Source organism: Flavobacterium melibiosi (assembly GCF_048158545.1).
Lineage (GTDB): Bacteria > Bacteroidota > Bacteroidia > Flavobacteriales > Flavobacteriaceae > Flavobacterium > Flavobacterium melibiosi.
On the sequence record NZ_JBLNKU010000017.1, the window covers coordinates 1 to 15,870 of the forward strand.

Below are 15,870 nucleotides of genomic sequence, written 5' to 3' on the forward strand. Positions count from 1 at the left end.
GAAGGTTTTAGAACAAGAGTTTTGGCTAAAATAACAGCATTAACAATGGTACAATATATCAATAAATTTATCTTTCAAAGACCGATAAATAATATTAAAAATCAAATTATTTAATTACACCCAACGGGTAATTAAATAATAAATAAGTTTCAAATGTCAGAACAATCAATTTTGCGGCTCACTATGTCCGCAGCGGTAAATCCCAATGAATGGGAAAAATTAGAACAATTAATGGCAGAAGCAAGAATCGCAGTGCCGAAAGAAGGAGACGGGGTTTTAATCCACGAATGTCATTATAATCCGGAGACATTAGATATTCTTTTCCTGGAATCTTACGCGAACGAAAATGAATTGATGAAACACGCACAAGCGTTTGCTCCGGTGATGAATAATCATAAAGTGGATTGGAAAATCAATAGAATAGACCTGCTTGGCAACTATTCTGAAGAGATTTTTGCAATGATGAAAGGAATGGCAAACGGTGCGGAAGTAAATCTTTACAAAAAAGTATTTAAAAACAAATAATAATCCGCAATGGATTATTATTTGTTTGAACTTTAGCTTACAGATTATAATTCTGAAGGAGAATAGCCAAACTGTTTCTTAAAGGCAAAAGAAAAATGGGAGAGATTTTCAAAACCAATTTCTAAATAAATATCTCCCGCTTTTTTGTCTTTTTTGGAAAGTTGAAAATGAGCCAGCTCCAGTCGTTTTCTTGTAAGCCAACGTTGCGGCGTGATTTTAAAAGCCTTCTTAAAATCTCTGATAAATGTTGAAAGACTGCGACCCGTGAGATAGGCAAATTTTTCAAGAGGCATATTAAACTTGTAATGTTTCTCCATGAAATCAACCAGGTTTATTTTTCCGGGTTCAGAGAAATCTGCGAGAACACTGTCGATATTTGGTTCAATAAATCTGAGAATGGATATTGCCTCTTCAAATTTAAGCTTTGCAATATTTTCGGGAAGATTTTGCTCCAATTCAAAATAAGGAATTATGGATGAAAAGAAACTTTTCAACAATGGCTGTTCATTTAAAATTCGGACAGACGGGTCTGGCGGAACGTTAAGATTTGGTTTTTCTTTTGCGTAAAATGCTTTCAGTCTTTCTACCGTCAACCCAAAAACGACAGCTTTGTAAGGTCTGCCATCTTTAGGTTGTTTTATGACAGCCGATATCTGATTTCTAGGAAACAACAACATACTTTCCGCACCGAATGTATATGATTTGTCTGCCTGTATGATTTTCATTTCGCCGGAAATAATCAGCACAAAAGAATGAAATTCAAGACTAAGGTCGTCTTTATAAATGCCTTCCTCGGTAACCGTCCAAACAAGATCTGTGAATTTGTTAAAGTTTTGTTTTGCCATTAGTTTTGATTATTATTTACATTAAATAATAGCTGTGTTGAATACCAAAATTACAAATATTAACTTTAAATAAATTAAAGTTTGACCACGATTTTGCCTTTAGTAGCGTGGGTTTCTATTTGTTGGTGTGCCTTATACGTTTCTTTGAGTGCAAAAGTTTGAGAAATGTGTGACTTCAATTTACCAGCTTCCAATAACTCTTTAATCTCTTCCACATCACTCTTTTAATTGTTTTTTGTTTTTAAAATTTCTAGTGTCATAATTTTACTTTTTAATTAATTCTTGAAAAATCGTTATGTTATTATTACTCAAAAAAATTATAGTATATTTGCTAACAATTTATTAGTAGTTACTTAAAGGTTAGTGACTAAGAAACATCATAGTTATGGCTGAAGTAAAAGAAAATCAAATAGATAACAAAGCATTTACAGAAGAATGTAATGCTGTTTTAATGGCAGTTTCAGACGCATTATACGCCATTGGAGGAAAATGGAAATTGATGATTATCATTGCAATGGCAAGAGGAAACAAGCGTTTTACCGAAATTCAGCGACAAGTAAATGGCATTTCGGCAAGGGTACTTTCGAGCGAACTTAAAGAATTAGAACTAAACGGATTTATTATAAAAAAAGTGGCAGTTGGTTATCCGGTTAGTATTGAATATGAATTGCTACCGTACAGCCAAACCTTAGAAGAAGTTGTCGGGGCAATGACCAAATGGGGAATGCAACACCGCCAGAAGATTAGAAACGAAAGTTCTTTGGAAGCGTCATCTAAAAGTTCGAAAAAGTAAAACTGACTCCAAAATTTTAAACTTCTGTAGGTGAAATTCCATATTGTTTTTTAAAAGCCGTAGAGAAATGCGATGGATTTTTAAATCCAACTTCCACATACACATCCTGTACTTTTTTACCTTCTTCTTTCAGTTTAAAATAGGCAACTTCAAGACGTTTTTTAATCAGCCATTTTTGTGGAGTAAGATTGCTTATTTTTTTGAAATCTCGTTTAAAAGTTGCTAAACTACGCCCCGTGAAGGATGCAATTTGTTCCATGGTCAGTTCGTCCTGATAATTTTCATTTAGGAATTCAATGATGTCTACTTTCCAGGGTTCAGCAAAATCAAAAAGTATTGGATATAATAATTCATTACTATTTAACAAGGCATAAATTCCTTCCAATAATTTCAGATGGGTTACACCTTCGGTTGGTTTCACATTGCTATCAAAATAAGGATTCAACGATTGAAATAGACTTTCTATTGCGGGCGAAGGTTGTAATTTAAAAACATAATCATCTGAAACAGCTATGTTTTTCGGCATTTCAGCCTTATCCATTTTACTGTAAAATTCACGCAACACACTTCGTTTAAACGTAAGCGAAATGCCTTTGTATAATTCTTCTCCCTTGCTGTTTTTGTACATTTTCAAACGGTGGTCTCTTCTGATAAATGCACAATCACCTGCCTGTAACGTTATTTTCCTATTTCTATCTTCAATTACTTGTTCACCAGAATACAGATAGATCAAAACGTGTTCTGGAGTTGCGTGAATACATTTTTCGCTATAATCTGAAAAGCAGGATAAAAATATACCTGAATAAGCTATGGTTTTTAAACTATCGTCTTGTTGCATATTCATAATTTGCTGATGTTAGATTATTAACCAACAAATTTAAGTTTTTTGCTTTAGTATGACTTTATTGCAAGGTTCATTTTGTCTTTCTGTAAGGCTCACTTTAAAATTGTGCCTGTCAAGTTGTGCTGGTTTGCGGTGTCGCTTTACAAAACCTCCTTAAAATAAAAAAACTTCCCTTTTCAGAGAAGTTTTCGGTATCATTTAGACTATTTGCTAAACATCGTCATAATCTACATAAATGCTTTCTGACGTTGGGTGCGCTTGACAGGTTAAGATTAAACCATCGGCGATTTCTTTATCAGTAAGAATCGAGTTTTTAGTCATTTCGGCAGTTCCTGAAGTTACACGAGCCAGACAACTGCTACAGATTCCGCCTTGGCATGAATAGGGAGCATCAAGACCTTGTTTTAAAGCTGCTTCAAGGATGGTTTGTTTTTGTGACATTTCAAAAGTCGTTTCATCATCATCCACCATAACAGTGATTTTAGAATGTCCTTCTAATGATTTTTCGATTTTATGTTCTTTGGAAGAAGTAGTAAACAATTCAAATTTTATGGCTGATTCTTTGATGTTTTTTGCTGCCAAAACACCAGAAACGGCATTAATCATTTCCTCTGGGCCACATAAATAGAACTTATCAAATTCCAATTCTTTGTGTTTGTTATTCAAAACAAAATTCACCGTCGATTTATCTATTCGGCCAAATAATGCATGTTCTGCTTTGGCTTGACTGTAAACATAATGCACAAAAAGACGGCCTACATATTGCAATTGCAAATCGTGCAATTCTTGATGAAAGATAGTTTCCTCGGGAGATCTGTTTCCATAAACAAGGACAAAAGAACTTTTAGGTTCGCTTTTCAATACTGATTTCAGGATAGAAAGTACGGGTGTGATTCCGCTTCCGGCTACAAAAGCCACATAATTTTTTTGTCGGTCAGCTTGTGGTTCAAAAGTAAATTTCCCTTCTGGTTTTCCTACTTCAAGAGCGTCACCTGCCTTCAATTTTGTATTGGCAAACTGAGAAAAAGCACCATTTTTTACTGCTTTTACAGCGATTCGTAATTCCCCACTTTCTGGAGCAGAACAAAGAGAATACGCACGACGAATTTCCTGATTGTCTAAGGTAAGTCTAAGATTAATATATTGACCTGCAACAAAAATATAGTTTGGTTTTAATTCCTCAGGAACATTAAAAAGTATGGAAACCGCATCTTTGGTTTCACGTTTTACTTCTTTTATAATAAGTTTTAAAAAGGATGGCATGTGATTAATTTTTTACAAAAGTAGGAAACGACAAATAAATGGGGATTATAATTGCCGATTTTTTTATCTTAGATCTAACATTTCAAGAATTTAACTACCTATTTGCAAAACCAAACTATAAACCATGTTCAAAAAATTTATCTATCTCGAATGGAAGGCTTTTACGAGATCAGCTTCCTTCGCAACAAATTTAGGTTTAAAAATCTTGATGCTTTTTCTGGCTATTTATTTTGCTTTAGTTTTTTTGGCTTTGGGAATTGGAGCCTTTTATATTATCAAGAAAATGAATCTGGAACCATTGGAAACCGTCAATAAATTCCTGATTTACTACTTTTTATTTGATTTGATTTTTCGTTTGCTGTTGCAAAAAATTCCGGTAATGAACATCCGTCCCTTATTGGTTTTACCGTTTAAGAAACCAACAATTGTTCATTTTTCGTTGGGCAAAACCGTATTGTCTTTTTTTAATTATGGACATGCTTTTTTCTTTTTGCCATTTTCAGTAGTATTAATTATTGAAGGATATGATGTGGTGAGCGTATTGCTTTGGCATTTAGCCATGATTTCGTTGATTTACGTCAATAATTTTCTAAATATCATATTGAATAATAGAGATAATTTGTTTGCCATTTTCGTGGGAATTGTGATTGTTTTGGGGGGCTGTCAGTATTATCATGTTTTTGATATTACTAATTATACGACCATTTTCTTTGAGGGTTTATTCTACACAAAATGGATGTTTTTACTGCCAATTTTGGCTTTAATTGGACTGTATTATGTTACGTTCAAGTATTTCAAAAACAATTTATACCTTGATTCAGGACTTTCAAACAAACAACAAATCGCCAAAACCGAGGATTTAACGTGGTTGAATCAGTTTGGAACATTGGGAACATTCTTGAAAAATGACATTAAACTCATCAAAAGAAACAAACGGTCTAAAACTACCGTTATCATGAGTGTGGTGTTTTTATTTTATGGTTTCCTATTCTTTACCAATAAAATTGAAGCGTATAATAATCCCATAATGCACATTTTTGCAGGAATTTTTGTTTCGGGGGGTTTTCTCTTCACTTTCGGACAATTTGTGCCTAGTTGGGACAGCTCTTATTATCAATTAATGATGACCCAAAATATTCCGTATCGAGGATATTTGAGTTCAAAATGGTGGCTAATCGTTATTGCAACAGTTATTTCGACGATTTTGTCTTCATTCTATTTGTATTTTGGATGGCAGGTGTATCTGACAATTGTTGTGGGCGCCATTTATAATATTGGAGTAAATTCACATTTGGTACTTCTTGCGGGCGCTTATACTAAAACGCCAATAGATTTAGATTCCAGCAAAGGCGCTTTTGGAGATAAAAAAGCCTTTAATGTAAATACCATGTTGATCTCGTTGCCTAAATTGCTATTGCCGTTGGGACTTTATTGGATTGGTTCCACGTTAATGAGTCCTAATTTAGGATTAGCAATGGTGGCAATTGCTGGAATAATAGGTTTTGCTTTGAGAGATAAGGTCTTTTCATTGATCGAAAGAATTTATAAAACAGAGAAGTACAAAACGATAGCGGCTTACAAACAAAAAAGTTAATTAGAAATCAGATTAACCAATAACCAGTTAAACGATTAAACTTTAAAAAAATGATACAAGTAAACGATCTTTCAAAAATATATAACGGCACAACGGTTCTTAAAATCGAAAATCTGGAAATCCCAAAAGGGCAAAGTTTTGGATTGGTAGGGAATAACGGCGCCGGAAAAACCACATTTTTCAGTTTGCTATTGGATTTAATCCAGCCTTCAACGGGGCATATTATCAACAGTGCCATTCAAGTAAATACAAGCGAAAACTGGAAACCTTTCACCGCTTCTTTTCTGGACGAAAGCTTTTTAATTGGCTACTTAACCCCCGAAGAATATTTTTATTTCATAGGCGATTTACGCGGACAGAACAAAGCGGATATTGATGCTTTGCTGGACAAACACGAGGAATTTTTTAATGGTGAAATCCTTAAAAACAAGAAGTATTTGCGTGATTTATCCAAAGGAAACCAGAAGAAAGTGGGAATTATCGCGACACTCATAGGAAACCCTGAAGTGATAATTCTGGATGAACCCTTTGCTAATTTAGACCCTACAACGGTCAATAGATTGAAAAAAATCATCAAAGAATTAGCGGAAAATCCGGATGTAACAGTGCTGGTTTCCAGTCATGACTTGCAACATACGGTTGAGGTTTGTAACAGAATTGTTGCGTTAAACAAAGGCGAAGTCGTGAAAGATATTCAAACATCTGCCGAAACGTTGCAAGAACTGGAACTGTTTTTTGCAGTTTAAAATTTAATTTGGGCGTGACCCGGAAAGAAAAATTCCGGGTCGGGCTTTTCGCTCTCAATCTTTTTTATTCTTGAAAAAAGAATAAAAAAGGATTTCCGCTGCTAACCCTCACGCAAAAGCAAAACTGGCAATCAAAAAGAAACCCAATAATTTCCACGATAGCAAAAAGAAACGTATTTTTACAAGTCATTATACTAAATAGTACTTTTAGAAGTTAATTGATAAAAAACGTTTACCATTGAAAACCAACACATTCAAACATATATTTTCGCTAGGATTTTTATTGTTTTTGGTAGCGTGTTCTACTAAAAAGGACACTTTTTTGGCGAGAAAATCACATGCTTTGAGCACGAAATACAATATTTTATACAACGGGCAAATAGGGTTGGACAAAGGAGTTAATGGTATAAAAGCAAACAGTAAAGATGATTTTTGGAAGCGTTTGCCAATCGAAAGAATGCAAATGGAGGAGGATGTTTCTCCTGATGGAAAACCTAAAAATACTGATTTTGAATTGGCCGAAACCAAAGCCACAAAGGCAATTCAAAAACACTCCATGAACATTGGCGGAAGAGAAAAAAACAGCCAAATAGACGAAGCGTATTTACTACTTGGTAAATCCCGTTATTACGACCAAAGATTCGTTCCGGCATTGGATGCATTCAATTATATTTTATACAAATATCCCAACAGCAGTAGAATTTATGAAGCCAAAATTTGGCGTGAAAAAACCAATATGCGACTTGGAAACGATGCTTTGGTTGTGAAAAATATGACCAAAATGCTGAAGGAAAAAGAGTTGAAAAAACAGGTTTTTGCTGATGCAAATGCACTATTATCAGAAGCTTTTTTGAACTTGGAAGAAAAAGACAGCGCTTTAGTAAAATTAAAAATAGCCGAAAGATATACTAAAGTAAAAGCTGAAAGAGCGAGATATCGCTTTATTCTTGGGCAATTGTACGAGGAATTAGGCAAAAAAGACAGTGCTATTTACAGCTATCAATCGGTGATTGATATGAATAGAAAATCCGAAAGGAAATATGTTATTCAGGCTTACGCCAAAAAAGCGCAATTATTCGATTATAAAACCGGAGATACCACTGCGTTTTTAAAAACATACAACAAACTAATTGCCGACAGAGAAAACAGACCATTTCTAGATGTAATTTATAGAGAAAAGGCAGTGTTTTATGATAAAAATGACAAACAAAAAGAAGCTTTAAATTTTTACAACACTTCGCTAAAAAAAGCAACAACAGACCAATATTTGATCGCTTCAAATTATAGGGATTTAGGAAATATGTATTTCAAAAATGCCGATTATCCAGTTGCCGCTAAGTATTATGACAGTACTTTAGTAAAGCTGGATGTTAAAACCAGAGAATTCATTCGCATTCAAAAAACCAGAAAAGATTTAGACGAAGTAATACAACTCGAAGCTATTGCCAAAACAAACGACAGTATTTTGAATGTGGTTGCTTTGTCAGAAACGGACAGGGTTTTATATTTTGAAAATTATATCGACAAGTTAAAAAAGGATGATGAAGCCAAAAGAATTTTAGAAGAGAAGCTTAAAGAGAAACAGGAAAATATAGAAAGAAATACTAAAACTGCCTTGATTGATCCAGCTTCCCCTAATCAGGAAGCAGGAAAACCAATAAGAAAATCACCATTAGCACCTCCAACAATTGATGTTTCTTCTTCACAACAGGCAGCAAGTGTTTTCTATTTTTACAATCCCACAACCATTGCTTTTGGAAAACTGGAGTTTAAAAAAACATGGGGAGACCGATCTTCAAGGGGGAATTGGAGATTGTCAGCCAACAAAACGGACTTTGCTGTGAATGATTCCATCAATGGAAACAAAGCAACATCGGAAGATAAATTAGCAATTGACAAACCAGTTGAAACATACACCACCGATTATTATCTAAAACAGCTTCCAACAAAACAAACCGCGATTGACAGCATTGCCAAAGAACGTAATTTTGCCTATTATCAACTTGGGGTTATTTATAAAGAAAAATTCAAAGAATATGAATTGGCCAGTACTAAACTGGAACAGTTATTAAAAAATAATCCAGAAGAAAAACTGATTCTTCCGGCACTCTATAATTTATATAAAATTTACCAAATTACGGATGTTGCTAAAGCGGAGACAATCAAAAACAAAATTTCTAGTCAATTCCCGGATTCTCGGTATGCACAAATAATAAACAATACCAATTCGAATGTAGCTTCAGATAATGAATCACCGGAGAAAGTCTATAATAAATGGTATAAATTGTACCAAGAAGAGCAATATGCTGTTGTATTAGCAAAAATTGACGATTTGATTAATCAGTTTTCAGGTGATGAAATTGTTTCCAAATTTGAACTTTTAAAAGCAACCACTCTTGGAAAACTTAGAGGATTATTAGCCTATAAAAAAGCATTGCAGGAATTGGCGGATAATTATCCTAATAGCGAAGAAGGTAAAAAAGCTGTAGAAATTCTGACAGCTCAAATTCCGTTTTTAGAAGAAAAAGACTTTAGTACTGCTGATACCAAGAATTGGAAAATTATTTATAAAGTAGGAGCAAGAGCCGATAAAAACACAAAGACAATTGAAGACAAATTAAAGTTGTTCATTACCAATGAGAATTTTAAGGTTTCTTATTCCTATGATGTTTATACTGAAAACGAAAATTTTATAACTATTCATGGGATAAACTCGGAGCCTTTTGCAAAAAATATCATTCAGGTTTTAAAAGAAAATAAGAAATATAAAATTGATGAACCTGCAATAGTTGTTTCGGCTGAAAACTATACAGTAATTCAAATCAAGAAAAACCTTGAGGTGTATTTAGCACCTAAAAACCCATAATTATGTTTGATAAAAAGGCAAAATCATATACTGATCTTTTGGGAAAAACCAATAGAATAGTTGAAGGAACCACCATAAAAGGCGATATTATTTCTCAGGCCGATTTTAGATTGGATGGGGAATTAATTGGGAATTTCCAATCAAGTGGAAAAATAGTTATTGGCCCCGCGGGAAGTGTTACCGGTGATATCGTTTGTAAAAACGCTGATATTGAAGGGAAGTTCAATGGTAAAATTCAGGTAACCGAAATCCTGAATGTAAAATCCAAAGCAAGTATTCAAGGTGAAGTTTCAGTTGGGAAATTATCAGTAGAACCGGGTGCTGATTTTAGTGCTTCTTGTGCAATGAAGACCAATATAAAAAATCTAATGCCAAACGATGGACAACAAACCCAACAAAAGACAAGCTAGTAAATGGCTGGCCCTGATTAATATCCCGATTCAAATGGGGGCGATCATCTTTCTGTTTTCCTATCTTGGAGATTGGTTAGACGAAAATCATCCCAATCCAAAAGTGTATTATAATAAAATCTTGATAATGGTTGGTGTTGCATTGGCTTTGTATAATGTGATACGACAGGTAAACGAAATCAACAAAAAGTAGTGATTTTTCAAAAGAAAAAATAGTAAGAACCAGGTGTAAATGTATTTCTCTGTCAGAAATCATAATAACTTTACGTCTTAGTACCTTCGCGGCAAAAAACAAACCCAATGAATTTACAAAATTACAAACCGCTTCTAAGCTTACTGTCACTTGCGGGATTAGCCTACATTCTTCATAAAATTATTTTTTATGTTTTACATATAAATGATGAAGCTTTTTATTATTCGATTGAAACGCTCTATTTACTTTTTTTAGGTTTATCAATAATTGTCTTTATTGTTTTGTTGAAAGTCAAAGAACGCAGTTTTGATAATGTTGGAATGTCATTTCTTCTGGGAACAAGCATTAAAATGGTTTTTTGTTATTTGATTTTAAGACCTTTATTGCAAGTCTCAAATCAAAATAACACAATGGAGAGGAAGAATTTTTTTGTGATGTTTATTCTCTTTTTAGCAATTGAAACCGTTCTAACGATACGCATACTAAACGAAAAGCAATAAATATGATGTTTATGTATCAAATGTTCCAAAAATAAATTTTTATATGCTTTTGAATATTAATAAAAAATGTACATTTGCACCAAATTTCAGAAACGTAATAAATTAAGATAATTAACTGTTATGGTGATTTCAAACAAACCACTTAGATTTATATTAGTAGCTTTTGTAGCGTGTCTTCCTCTAATTAGTTTTGCAAATCCTGAAAAGGATTCTGTGAAAGTAAAAACGGAAGTTGCTCATGAGGTGACAGAAGAGGCTCATGCTGAACCAACAGATGTGAAATCTAAAATTAAGGAATTTATCAATCATCACCTTTTGGATGCTCATGATTTTACATTTTCTGTAAATGAAGAAACAGGAGAGCATTATGGTTTTTCATTGCCAATTATTCTTTGGGATAATGGTTTGCAAGTATTTTCTTCTTCAAAATTTCATCATGGTGAAGAAGTTGCAGAACACAATGGAAACTTCTACGTATTGCACCATGAAAAAATATACAAAACGGACGCTTCTGGAACTTTAACAGAAGAGCATGGTCACCCAACAAATGCAACTCCACTAGACTTATCTATTACAAAAAGTGTAATCGGTATTTTAGGAATAGCAGTCTTAATGTTTGTATTGTTTACAGGTTTAGCAAAATCGTATGCTAAAAATGGCGGTATAGCTTCAGGAGCTGGTCGTTTCTTTGAACCACTTGTTCTTTATGTAAGAGACGAAATTGCAATTCCAAACATTGGAGAAAAAGGATATAAAAAATACATGAGTTATTTATTGACTATATTTTTCTTTATTTTCTTTTTAAACATATTAGGATTAACTCCGCTAGGATTTAACGTAACAGGTAATATTGCTATTACAGCATCATTAGCTTTGTTAACGTATTTAATTACAACTTTCACTGCTAATAAAAATTACTGGGGACATATTTTCTGGATGCCAGGTGTGCCAACTCCAATGAAATTTATTTTGGCTCCAATTGAATTATTGGGAACAATCATCAAACCATTTTCATTAATGATACGTTTATACGCTAATATTTTAGCAGGACACGTTGTTTTGATGAGCATCATTGGTTTAATGTTTATCTTTAAAAGCTGGATTGGAAGTACTTTGTCATTCGGATTGGCATTTGCACTTTCTATCCTTGAAATATTAGTTGCGTTTTTACAAGCGTATATTTTCACCATGTTGTCGGCTCTTTATTTTGGAGCAGGAAACGAAGAGCATCATCACGACGAAGCTCATTAAAAAAGTTTAATCGTTTTTTGTTTAATCGTTTAACCGAATAAACAATTAACCGAATAAACCTTAACAAAGAATGTTTAATTTTTAATATATATATTATGGAAATTCCAACTATTGTAGGAGCAGGATTGATTGTTATCGGAGCAGGTTTAGGTATTGGTAGAATTGGTGGTTCAGCAATGGACGCTATTGCTCGTCAACCAGAAGCTTCTGGAAAAATCCAAACAGCTATGCTTATTGCAGCTGCACTTATTGAAGGTATTGGTTTTGCTGCGTTATTCGCATCTTAATTAAAACTTAAAAAAACAATAGTTACAACGGTTGGTTGTAACTATTGTTTTTAAAATTAAAACATTAAAATTGCGATTAAAAGCAATTCATACTTTAAAATTTATAATTAGATATAATGGATAAGTTAATAAATGATTTTTCGTTTGGTTTGTTTATTTGGCAAATAGCAATATTTGTTGGATTAATATTCTTATTAAAAAAATTCGCTTGGAAACCAATTCTTGATGCAGTTAATGATAGAGAAGAAGGAATCAAAAATGCATTACTTTCTGCTGAAAATGCTAGAAAAGAAATGCAAAATCTTCAAGCAGACAACCAACGTATTTTACAAGAAGCGAGATTAGAGCGTGACAACATGCTTAAAGATGCTCGTGAAATGAAAGAGAAAATGGTTGCTGATGCTAAAAACGAAGCGCAAGTTCAAGGTCTGAAAATGATTGAGCAAGCGAAAGCAGCAATTGAAAGCGAAAAAAATGCAGCTATGGCAGAATTGAAATTACAAGTTTCAACTTTATCATTGAGTATCGCAGAAAAAATATTGAAAGACGAATTATCTAACAAAGAAGCTCAAACTAAATTAGTTGAGAAAATGTTAGGCGACGTAAAGTTAAACTAACAATTATGGCAAGTACAAGAGCAGCAATTCGTTATGCAAAAGCAATTCTAGACTTAGCAAACTCAAAAGGTGTTGCCGAAGTTGTAAATAACGATATGAAATCTATTGCTTCGACAATTAATGGTAATTTGGAATTGAGTACTTTTATTCAAAATCCTACCATGAAAGTGGAAGTGAAAGAAAAAGCACTGTTAGAAGTTTTTGCAGGTATCAATGGGGTAACTCAAGGGTTATTTCATTTGTTATTTGAAAACAAAAGATTCGAAATTCTAGAAGCAATTGCAATAGAGTACAGTAAGTTATCTGATATCATGAATGGTGTTGAAGTGGCGCAAGTTACTACAGCTATCACAATGGATGCAGCATTAGAAGCTAAAGTTTTAGCTAAAATTGCAACATTATCGGATAAAAAAATCACAATAGAAAATATAGTAGATGCTTCAATCATTGGAGGATTTATTCTAAGAATAGGCGACAAGCAGTATAATGCTTCAGTAGCCAACAGATTACAAGTATTAAAGAGAGAGTTAAGTAATTAGTTTTATTACACATTTAAGTGTCTAAATTATAAATTAAGATGGCGGAAATCAAACCTGCTGAAATTTCAGCAATATTAAGAAAGCAAGTAGAAGGTTTTGAATCTGGTGCTACACTAGAAGAAGTAGGAACAGTACTTCAAGTTGGAGATGGTATTGCTCGTGTTTACGGGCTTTCTAATGTTCAATACGGAGAATTAGTTGAATTTGACAATGGATTAGAAGCTATTGTTTTGAATCTTGAAGAAGACAATGTAGGTGTGGTACTTTTAGGACCATCTACAGGAATCAAAGAAGGATCAACTGCAAAAAGAACACAACGTATTGCTTCTCTTAAAGTAGGAGAACAAATGGTAGGTCGTGTAGTAAATACTCTTGGTTTTCCAATTGATGGAAAAGGACCAATCGGTGGAGATTTATACGAGATGCCTTTGGAAAGAAAAGCTCCTGGAGTTATCTTCCGTCAACCAGTTACTGAGCCATTACAAACCGGTATTAAAGCAGTAGATGCTATGATTCCAGTAGGTCGTGGACAACGTGAGCTAGTTATTGGTGACCGTCAAACAGGTAAATCAACTGTTTGTATCGATACTATCTTAAATCAAAAAGAATTTTATGATGCTGGGAAACCAGTATTCTGTATATATGTTGCAATTGGACAAAAAGCGTCAACTGTAGCAGGAATTGCTAAAATGTTAGAAGAAAAAGGCGCAATGGCTTATACCATTATTGTTGCTGCTAATGCTTCTGATCCAGCTCCAATGCAAGTGTATGCTCCTTTCGCAGGTGCTGCAATTGGAGAATATTTTAGAGATTCAGGTCGCCCGGCTTTAATTGTTTATGATGATTTATCTAAACAAGCTGTTGCTTACCGTGAGGTTTCTCTTTTATTAAGAAGACCACCGGGACGTGAAGCATATCCTGGAGACGTTTTCTACCTTCACAGTAGATTATTAGAACGTGCTTGTAAAGTAATTGCAGATGATGGAATTGCTAAAGACATGAACGATTTACCAGATTCATTGAAATCAATTGTAAAAGGTGGTGGTTCATTGACTGCTTTACCAATTATTGAAACTCAAGCTGGTGACGTTTCTGCCTATATCCCAACAAACGTAATTTCGATTACAGATGGTCAAATTTTCTTGGATGGAGATTTGTTTAACTCTGGGGTTCGTCCGGCAATTAATGTAGGTATTTCGGTATCTCGTGTTGGAGGAAATGCACAAATTAAATCAATGAAAAAAGTAGCAGGTACTTTAAAACTGGATCAAGCACAATTCCGTGAATTGGAAGCGTTTGCTAAATTTGGTTCTGATTTAGATGCAGTTACTTTAAACGTAATTGAAAAAGGAAAAAGAAACGTTGAGATCTTGAAACAAGGTTTAAATGATCCTTATACTGTTGAAGACCAAGTTGCGATTATCTATGCTGGTTCTAAAAACTTATTGAGAAATGTTCCTGTGAATAAAGTAAGAGAATTTGAGAAAGATTTCTTAGAATTCTTAAACAACAAACACAGAGCGACTCTTGATGCTTTGAAAGCAGGAAAATTAACAGACGAAATTACTGATGTAATCGAAACTGTAGCAAAAGAATTATCAGCAAAATATAACTAAAAAAGTTTTAAATTTTAAGTAGTAAGTAGTAAGGTTTTCTTTATTACTTATTACTTAATAATTACTACTTAATACTTACAAAAAAATGGCAAATTTAAAGGAAATCCGTAATAGAATTACTTCCGTTTCATCTACGATGCAAATTACATCGGCAATGAAAATGGTTTCTGCAGCAAAGCTAAAGAAAGCACAAGATGCAATCACAGCAATGCGCCCTTATGCCGAAAAATTAACGGAATTATTGCAAAATCTTTCTGCTACACTTGAAGGTGATGCAGGTGGAGAGTTTACAACACAACGTGAGATTAAAAAAGTTTTAGTTGTAGCCATAACTTCAAATAGAGGTTTATGTGGTGCATTTAATACAAATGTTATCAAAGAAGCGAAAAGCCGTTCTGAGGTTTATGCTGGAAAACAAGTTGATATTTTTGCTATCGGTAAAAAAGGAAATGATGTTTTGAGCAAATCACTTTCAATTGTTGATAATCAAAGCGCTATTTTTGACGATTTGACTTTTGACAATGTGGCTAAAATTGCGGACCTGTTAACGGAGAAATTCGTTTCTGGTGAATACGATAAAATTGAGTTGATTTACAACCAATTTAAAAATGCTGCGACACAAATCGTTCAAACCGAACAATTTTTGCCATTAGCACCTATAAAATCTGATCTTACAGTTTCGACTGGTGATTATATTTTTGAACCTTCAAAAGAAGAAATCGTGTTGACTTTGATTCCAAAATCATTAAAAACACAATTGTATAAAGGAATTCGTGATTCATTTGCTTCAGAGCACGGAGCGCGTATGACTGCCATGCACAAAGCAACGGATAACGCAACGGAGTTGAGAAATCAATTGAAATTGACTTACAATAAAGCACGTCAAGCTTCTATTACTAATGAGATCTTAGAGATTGTTGGTGGTGCCGAAGCATTGAATGGATAATAAATTATTGATTGAAAATATATTAAGAGCCAACC

The 15,870-nt window shown here is 33.7% G+C and carries 18 protein-coding genes and 1 pseudogene; 15 read left to right on the forward strand and 4 right to left on the reverse strand.

Annotation, left to right across the window (positions count from 1 at the left end; translation table 11 throughout):
• Nucleotides 1-114 (forward strand): annotated as a pseudogene (locus ACM55F_RS16930) (IS982 family transposase); the annotation flags it as partial.
• Nucleotides 115-153: 39 nt separating this feature from the next.
• Complete coding sequence (locus ACM55F_RS16935) at nt 154-525, forward strand: hypothetical protein (RefSeq protein ID WP_416855004.1); 372 nt, start codon at nt 154-156, stop codon at nt 523-525.
• A 44-nt stretch (nt 526-569) separates the two neighbouring features.
• Here the strand turns inward: ACM55F_RS16935 and ACM55F_RS16940 are convergent, their stop codons facing one another.
• Together ACM55F_RS16940 and ACM55F_RS16945 are read right to left on the reverse strand one after the other, a co-directional pair.
• Nucleotides 570-1,370 carry a helix-turn-helix domain-containing protein gene (locus tag ACM55F_RS16940; protein WP_416855005.1) on the reverse strand — a complete coding sequence of 267 codons (801 nt, stop codon included), beginning with the start codon at nt 1,368-1,370 and terminating at the stop codon, nt 570-572.
• Nucleotides 1,371-1,444: 74 nt separating this feature from the next.
• Nucleotides 1,445-1,585: a zinc-binding dehydrogenase gene (locus ACM55F_RS16945; protein ID WP_416855006.1), complete on the reverse strand. Its 141-nt coding sequence runs from the start codon at nt 1,583-1,585 to the stop codon at nt 1,445-1,447.
• A gap of 170 nt (nt 1,586-1,755) precedes the next feature.
• On the opposite strand from ACM55F_RS16945, the gene ACM55F_RS16950 reads away from it, so the two are divergent.
• Nucleotides 1,756-2,163, forward strand: a complete 408-nt coding sequence (locus ACM55F_RS16950; protein ID WP_416855007.1) for a winged helix-turn-helix transcriptional regulator — start codon at nt 1,756-1,758, stop codon at nt 2,161-2,163.
• Between the two features lie 16 nt (nt 2,164-2,179).
• Here ACM55F_RS16950 and ACM55F_RS16955 read toward each other — a convergent pair whose 3' ends face one another.
• Complete coding sequence (locus ACM55F_RS16955; RefSeq protein WP_416855008.1) at nt 2,180-3,007, reverse strand: AraC family transcriptional regulator; 828 nt, start codon at nt 3,005-3,007, stop codon at nt 2,180-2,182.
• 210 nt (nt 3,008-3,217) lie between these two features.
• Nucleotides 3,218-4,270 carry a 2Fe-2S iron-sulfur cluster-binding protein gene (locus ACM55F_RS16960; RefSeq protein WP_416855009.1) on the reverse strand — a complete coding sequence of 351 codons (1,053 nt, stop codon included), beginning with the start codon at nt 4,268-4,270 and terminating at the stop codon, nt 3,218-3,220.
• Nucleotides 4,271-4,394: 124 nt separating this feature from the next.
• Between ACM55F_RS16960 and ACM55F_RS16965 the strand changes: the two genes are divergently transcribed.
• The 12 genes from ACM55F_RS16965 (at nt 4,395) to atpG (ending at nt 15,835) form a co-directional block, all read left to right on the forward strand.
• Nucleotides 4,395-5,864, forward strand: a complete 1,470-nt coding sequence (locus ACM55F_RS16965) for a DUF5687 family protein (protein WP_416855010.1) — start codon at nt 4,395-4,397, stop codon at nt 5,862-5,864.
• Nucleotides 5,865-5,914: 50 nt separating this feature from the next.
• The gene (locus ACM55F_RS16970; RefSeq protein ID WP_416855011.1) at nt 5,915-6,610 is read left to right on the forward strand and encodes an ABC transporter ATP-binding protein; all 696 of its coding nucleotides are present in this window, start codon (nt 5,915-5,917) and stop codon (nt 6,608-6,610) included.
• Nucleotides 6,611-6,848: 238 nt separating this feature from the next.
• Nucleotides 6,849-9,476, forward strand: a complete 2,628-nt coding sequence (gene porW, locus ACM55F_RS16975) for a type IX secretion system periplasmic lipoprotein PorW/SprE (RefSeq protein WP_416855012.1) — start codon at nt 6,849-6,851, stop codon at nt 9,474-9,476.
• Between the two features lie 2 nt (nt 9,477-9,478).
• Nucleotides 9,479-9,886: a bactofilin family protein gene (locus tag ACM55F_RS16980; RefSeq protein WP_416855013.1), complete on the forward strand. Its 408-nt coding sequence runs from the start codon at nt 9,479-9,481 to the stop codon at nt 9,884-9,886.
• A complete protein-coding gene (locus tag ACM55F_RS16985) occupies nt 9,855-10,079 on the forward strand; it encodes an AtpZ/AtpI family protein (RefSeq protein ID WP_416855014.1) in 225 nt (74 codons plus the stop codon). The genes ACM55F_RS16980 and ACM55F_RS16985 overlap by 32 nt, the downstream gene beginning before the upstream one ends.
• A 107-nt stretch (nt 10,080-10,186) precedes the next feature.
• The gene (locus ACM55F_RS16990) at nt 10,187-10,579 is read left to right on the forward strand and encodes a DUF6168 family protein (protein ID WP_416855015.1); all 393 of its coding nucleotides are present in this window, start codon (nt 10,187-10,189) and stop codon (nt 10,577-10,579) included.
• A 120-nt stretch (nt 10,580-10,699) separates the two neighbouring features.
• Entirely contained in the window at nt 10,700-11,830 is a 1,131-nt protein-coding gene (atpB, locus tag ACM55F_RS16995) for a F0F1 ATP synthase subunit A (RefSeq protein ID WP_416855016.1), read from the forward strand.
• Nucleotides 11,831-11,925: 95 nt separating this feature from the next.
• Nucleotides 11,926-12,117 (forward strand): ATP synthase F0 subunit C, encoded by a 192-nt coding sequence (gene atpE / locus ACM55F_RS17000; protein WP_073353856.1) that lies wholly within the window; start codon nt 11,926-11,928, stop codon nt 12,115-12,117.
• Between the two features lie 116 nt (nt 12,118-12,233).
• Nucleotides 12,234-12,734, forward strand: a complete 501-nt coding sequence (locus ACM55F_RS17005) for a F0F1 ATP synthase subunit B (protein WP_416855017.1) — start codon at nt 12,234-12,236, stop codon at nt 12,732-12,734.
• A 5-nt stretch (nt 12,735-12,739) separates the two neighbouring features.
• Nucleotides 12,740-13,273 carry an ATP synthase F1 subunit delta gene (gene atpH / locus ACM55F_RS17010; RefSeq protein WP_416855018.1) on the forward strand — a complete coding sequence of 178 codons (534 nt, stop codon included), beginning with the start codon at nt 12,740-12,742 and terminating at the stop codon, nt 13,271-13,273.
• 38 nt (nt 13,274-13,311) lie between these two features.
• Entirely contained in the window at nt 13,312-14,889 is a 1,578-nt protein-coding gene (gene atpA, locus ACM55F_RS17015) for a F0F1 ATP synthase subunit alpha (RefSeq protein WP_035669021.1), read from the forward strand.
• Nucleotides 14,890-14,974: 85 nt separating this feature from the next.
• Nucleotides 14,975-15,835, forward strand: a complete 861-nt coding sequence (atpG, locus tag ACM55F_RS17020; RefSeq protein WP_416855019.1) for an ATP synthase F1 subunit gamma — start codon at nt 14,975-14,977, stop codon at nt 15,833-15,835.
• The last annotated feature ends 35 nt before the right edge of the window (nt 15,836-15,870 follow it).

Excerpts from the sequence above, each read along its gene's own strand:
- ACM55F_RS16940 (WP_416855005.1), bottom strand. The coding sequence starts at position 1,370 with ATGGCAAAACAAAACTTTAACAAATTCACAGATCTTGTTTGGACGGTT.
- ACM55F_RS16950 (WP_416855007.1), top strand. The coding sequence starts at position 1,756 with ATGGCTGAAGTAAAAGAAAATCAAATAGATAACAAAGCATTTACAGAA.
- atpE (WP_073353856.1), top strand. The coding sequence starts at position 11,926 with ATGGAAATTCCAACTATTGTAGGAGCAGGATTGATTGTTATCGGAGCA.
- ACM55F_RS16985 (WP_416855014.1), top strand. The coding sequence starts at position 9,855 with ATGGACAACAAACCCAACAAAAGACAAGCTAGTAAATGGCTGGCCCTG.
- ACM55F_RS16960 (WP_416855009.1), bottom strand. The coding sequence starts at position 4,270 with ATGCCATCCTTTTTAAAACTTATTATAAAAGAAGTAAAACGTGAAACC.
- ACM55F_RS16965 (WP_416855010.1), top strand. The coding sequence starts at position 4,395 with ATGTTCAAAAAATTTATCTATCTCGAATGGAAGGCTTTTACGAGATCA.
- atpH (WP_416855018.1), top strand. The coding sequence starts at position 12,740 with ATGGCAAGTACAAGAGCAGCAATTCGTTATGCAAAAGCAATTCTAGAC.
- ACM55F_RS16970 (WP_416855011.1), top strand. The coding sequence starts at position 5,915 with ATGATACAAGTAAACGATCTTTCAAAAATATATAACGGCACAACGGTT.
- atpG (WP_416855019.1), top strand. The coding sequence starts at position 14,975 with ATGGCAAATTTAAAGGAAATCCGTAATAGAATTACTTCCGTTTCATCT.
- ACM55F_RS16990 (WP_416855015.1), top strand. The coding sequence starts at position 10,187 with ATGAATTTACAAAATTACAAACCGCTTCTAAGCTTACTGTCACTTGCG.
- ACM55F_RS17005 (WP_416855017.1), top strand. The coding sequence starts at position 12,234 with ATGGATAAGTTAATAAATGATTTTTCGTTTGGTTTGTTTATTTGGCAA.
- atpA (WP_035669021.1), top strand. The coding sequence starts at position 13,312 with ATGGCGGAAATCAAACCTGCTGAAATTTCAGCAATATTAAGAAAGCAA.
- atpB (WP_416855016.1), top strand. The coding sequence starts at position 10,700 with ATGGTGATTTCAAACAAACCACTTAGATTTATATTAGTAGCTTTTGTA.
- ACM55F_RS16955 (WP_416855008.1), bottom strand. The coding sequence starts at position 3,007 with ATGAATATGCAACAAGACGATAGTTTAAAAACCATAGCTTATTCAGGT.
- ACM55F_RS16935 (WP_416855004.1), top strand. The coding sequence starts at position 154 with ATGTCAGAACAATCAATTTTGCGGCTCACTATGTCCGCAGCGGTAAAT.
- ACM55F_RS16980 (WP_416855013.1), top strand. The coding sequence starts at position 9,479 with ATGTTTGATAAAAAGGCAAAATCATATACTGATCTTTTGGGAAAAACC.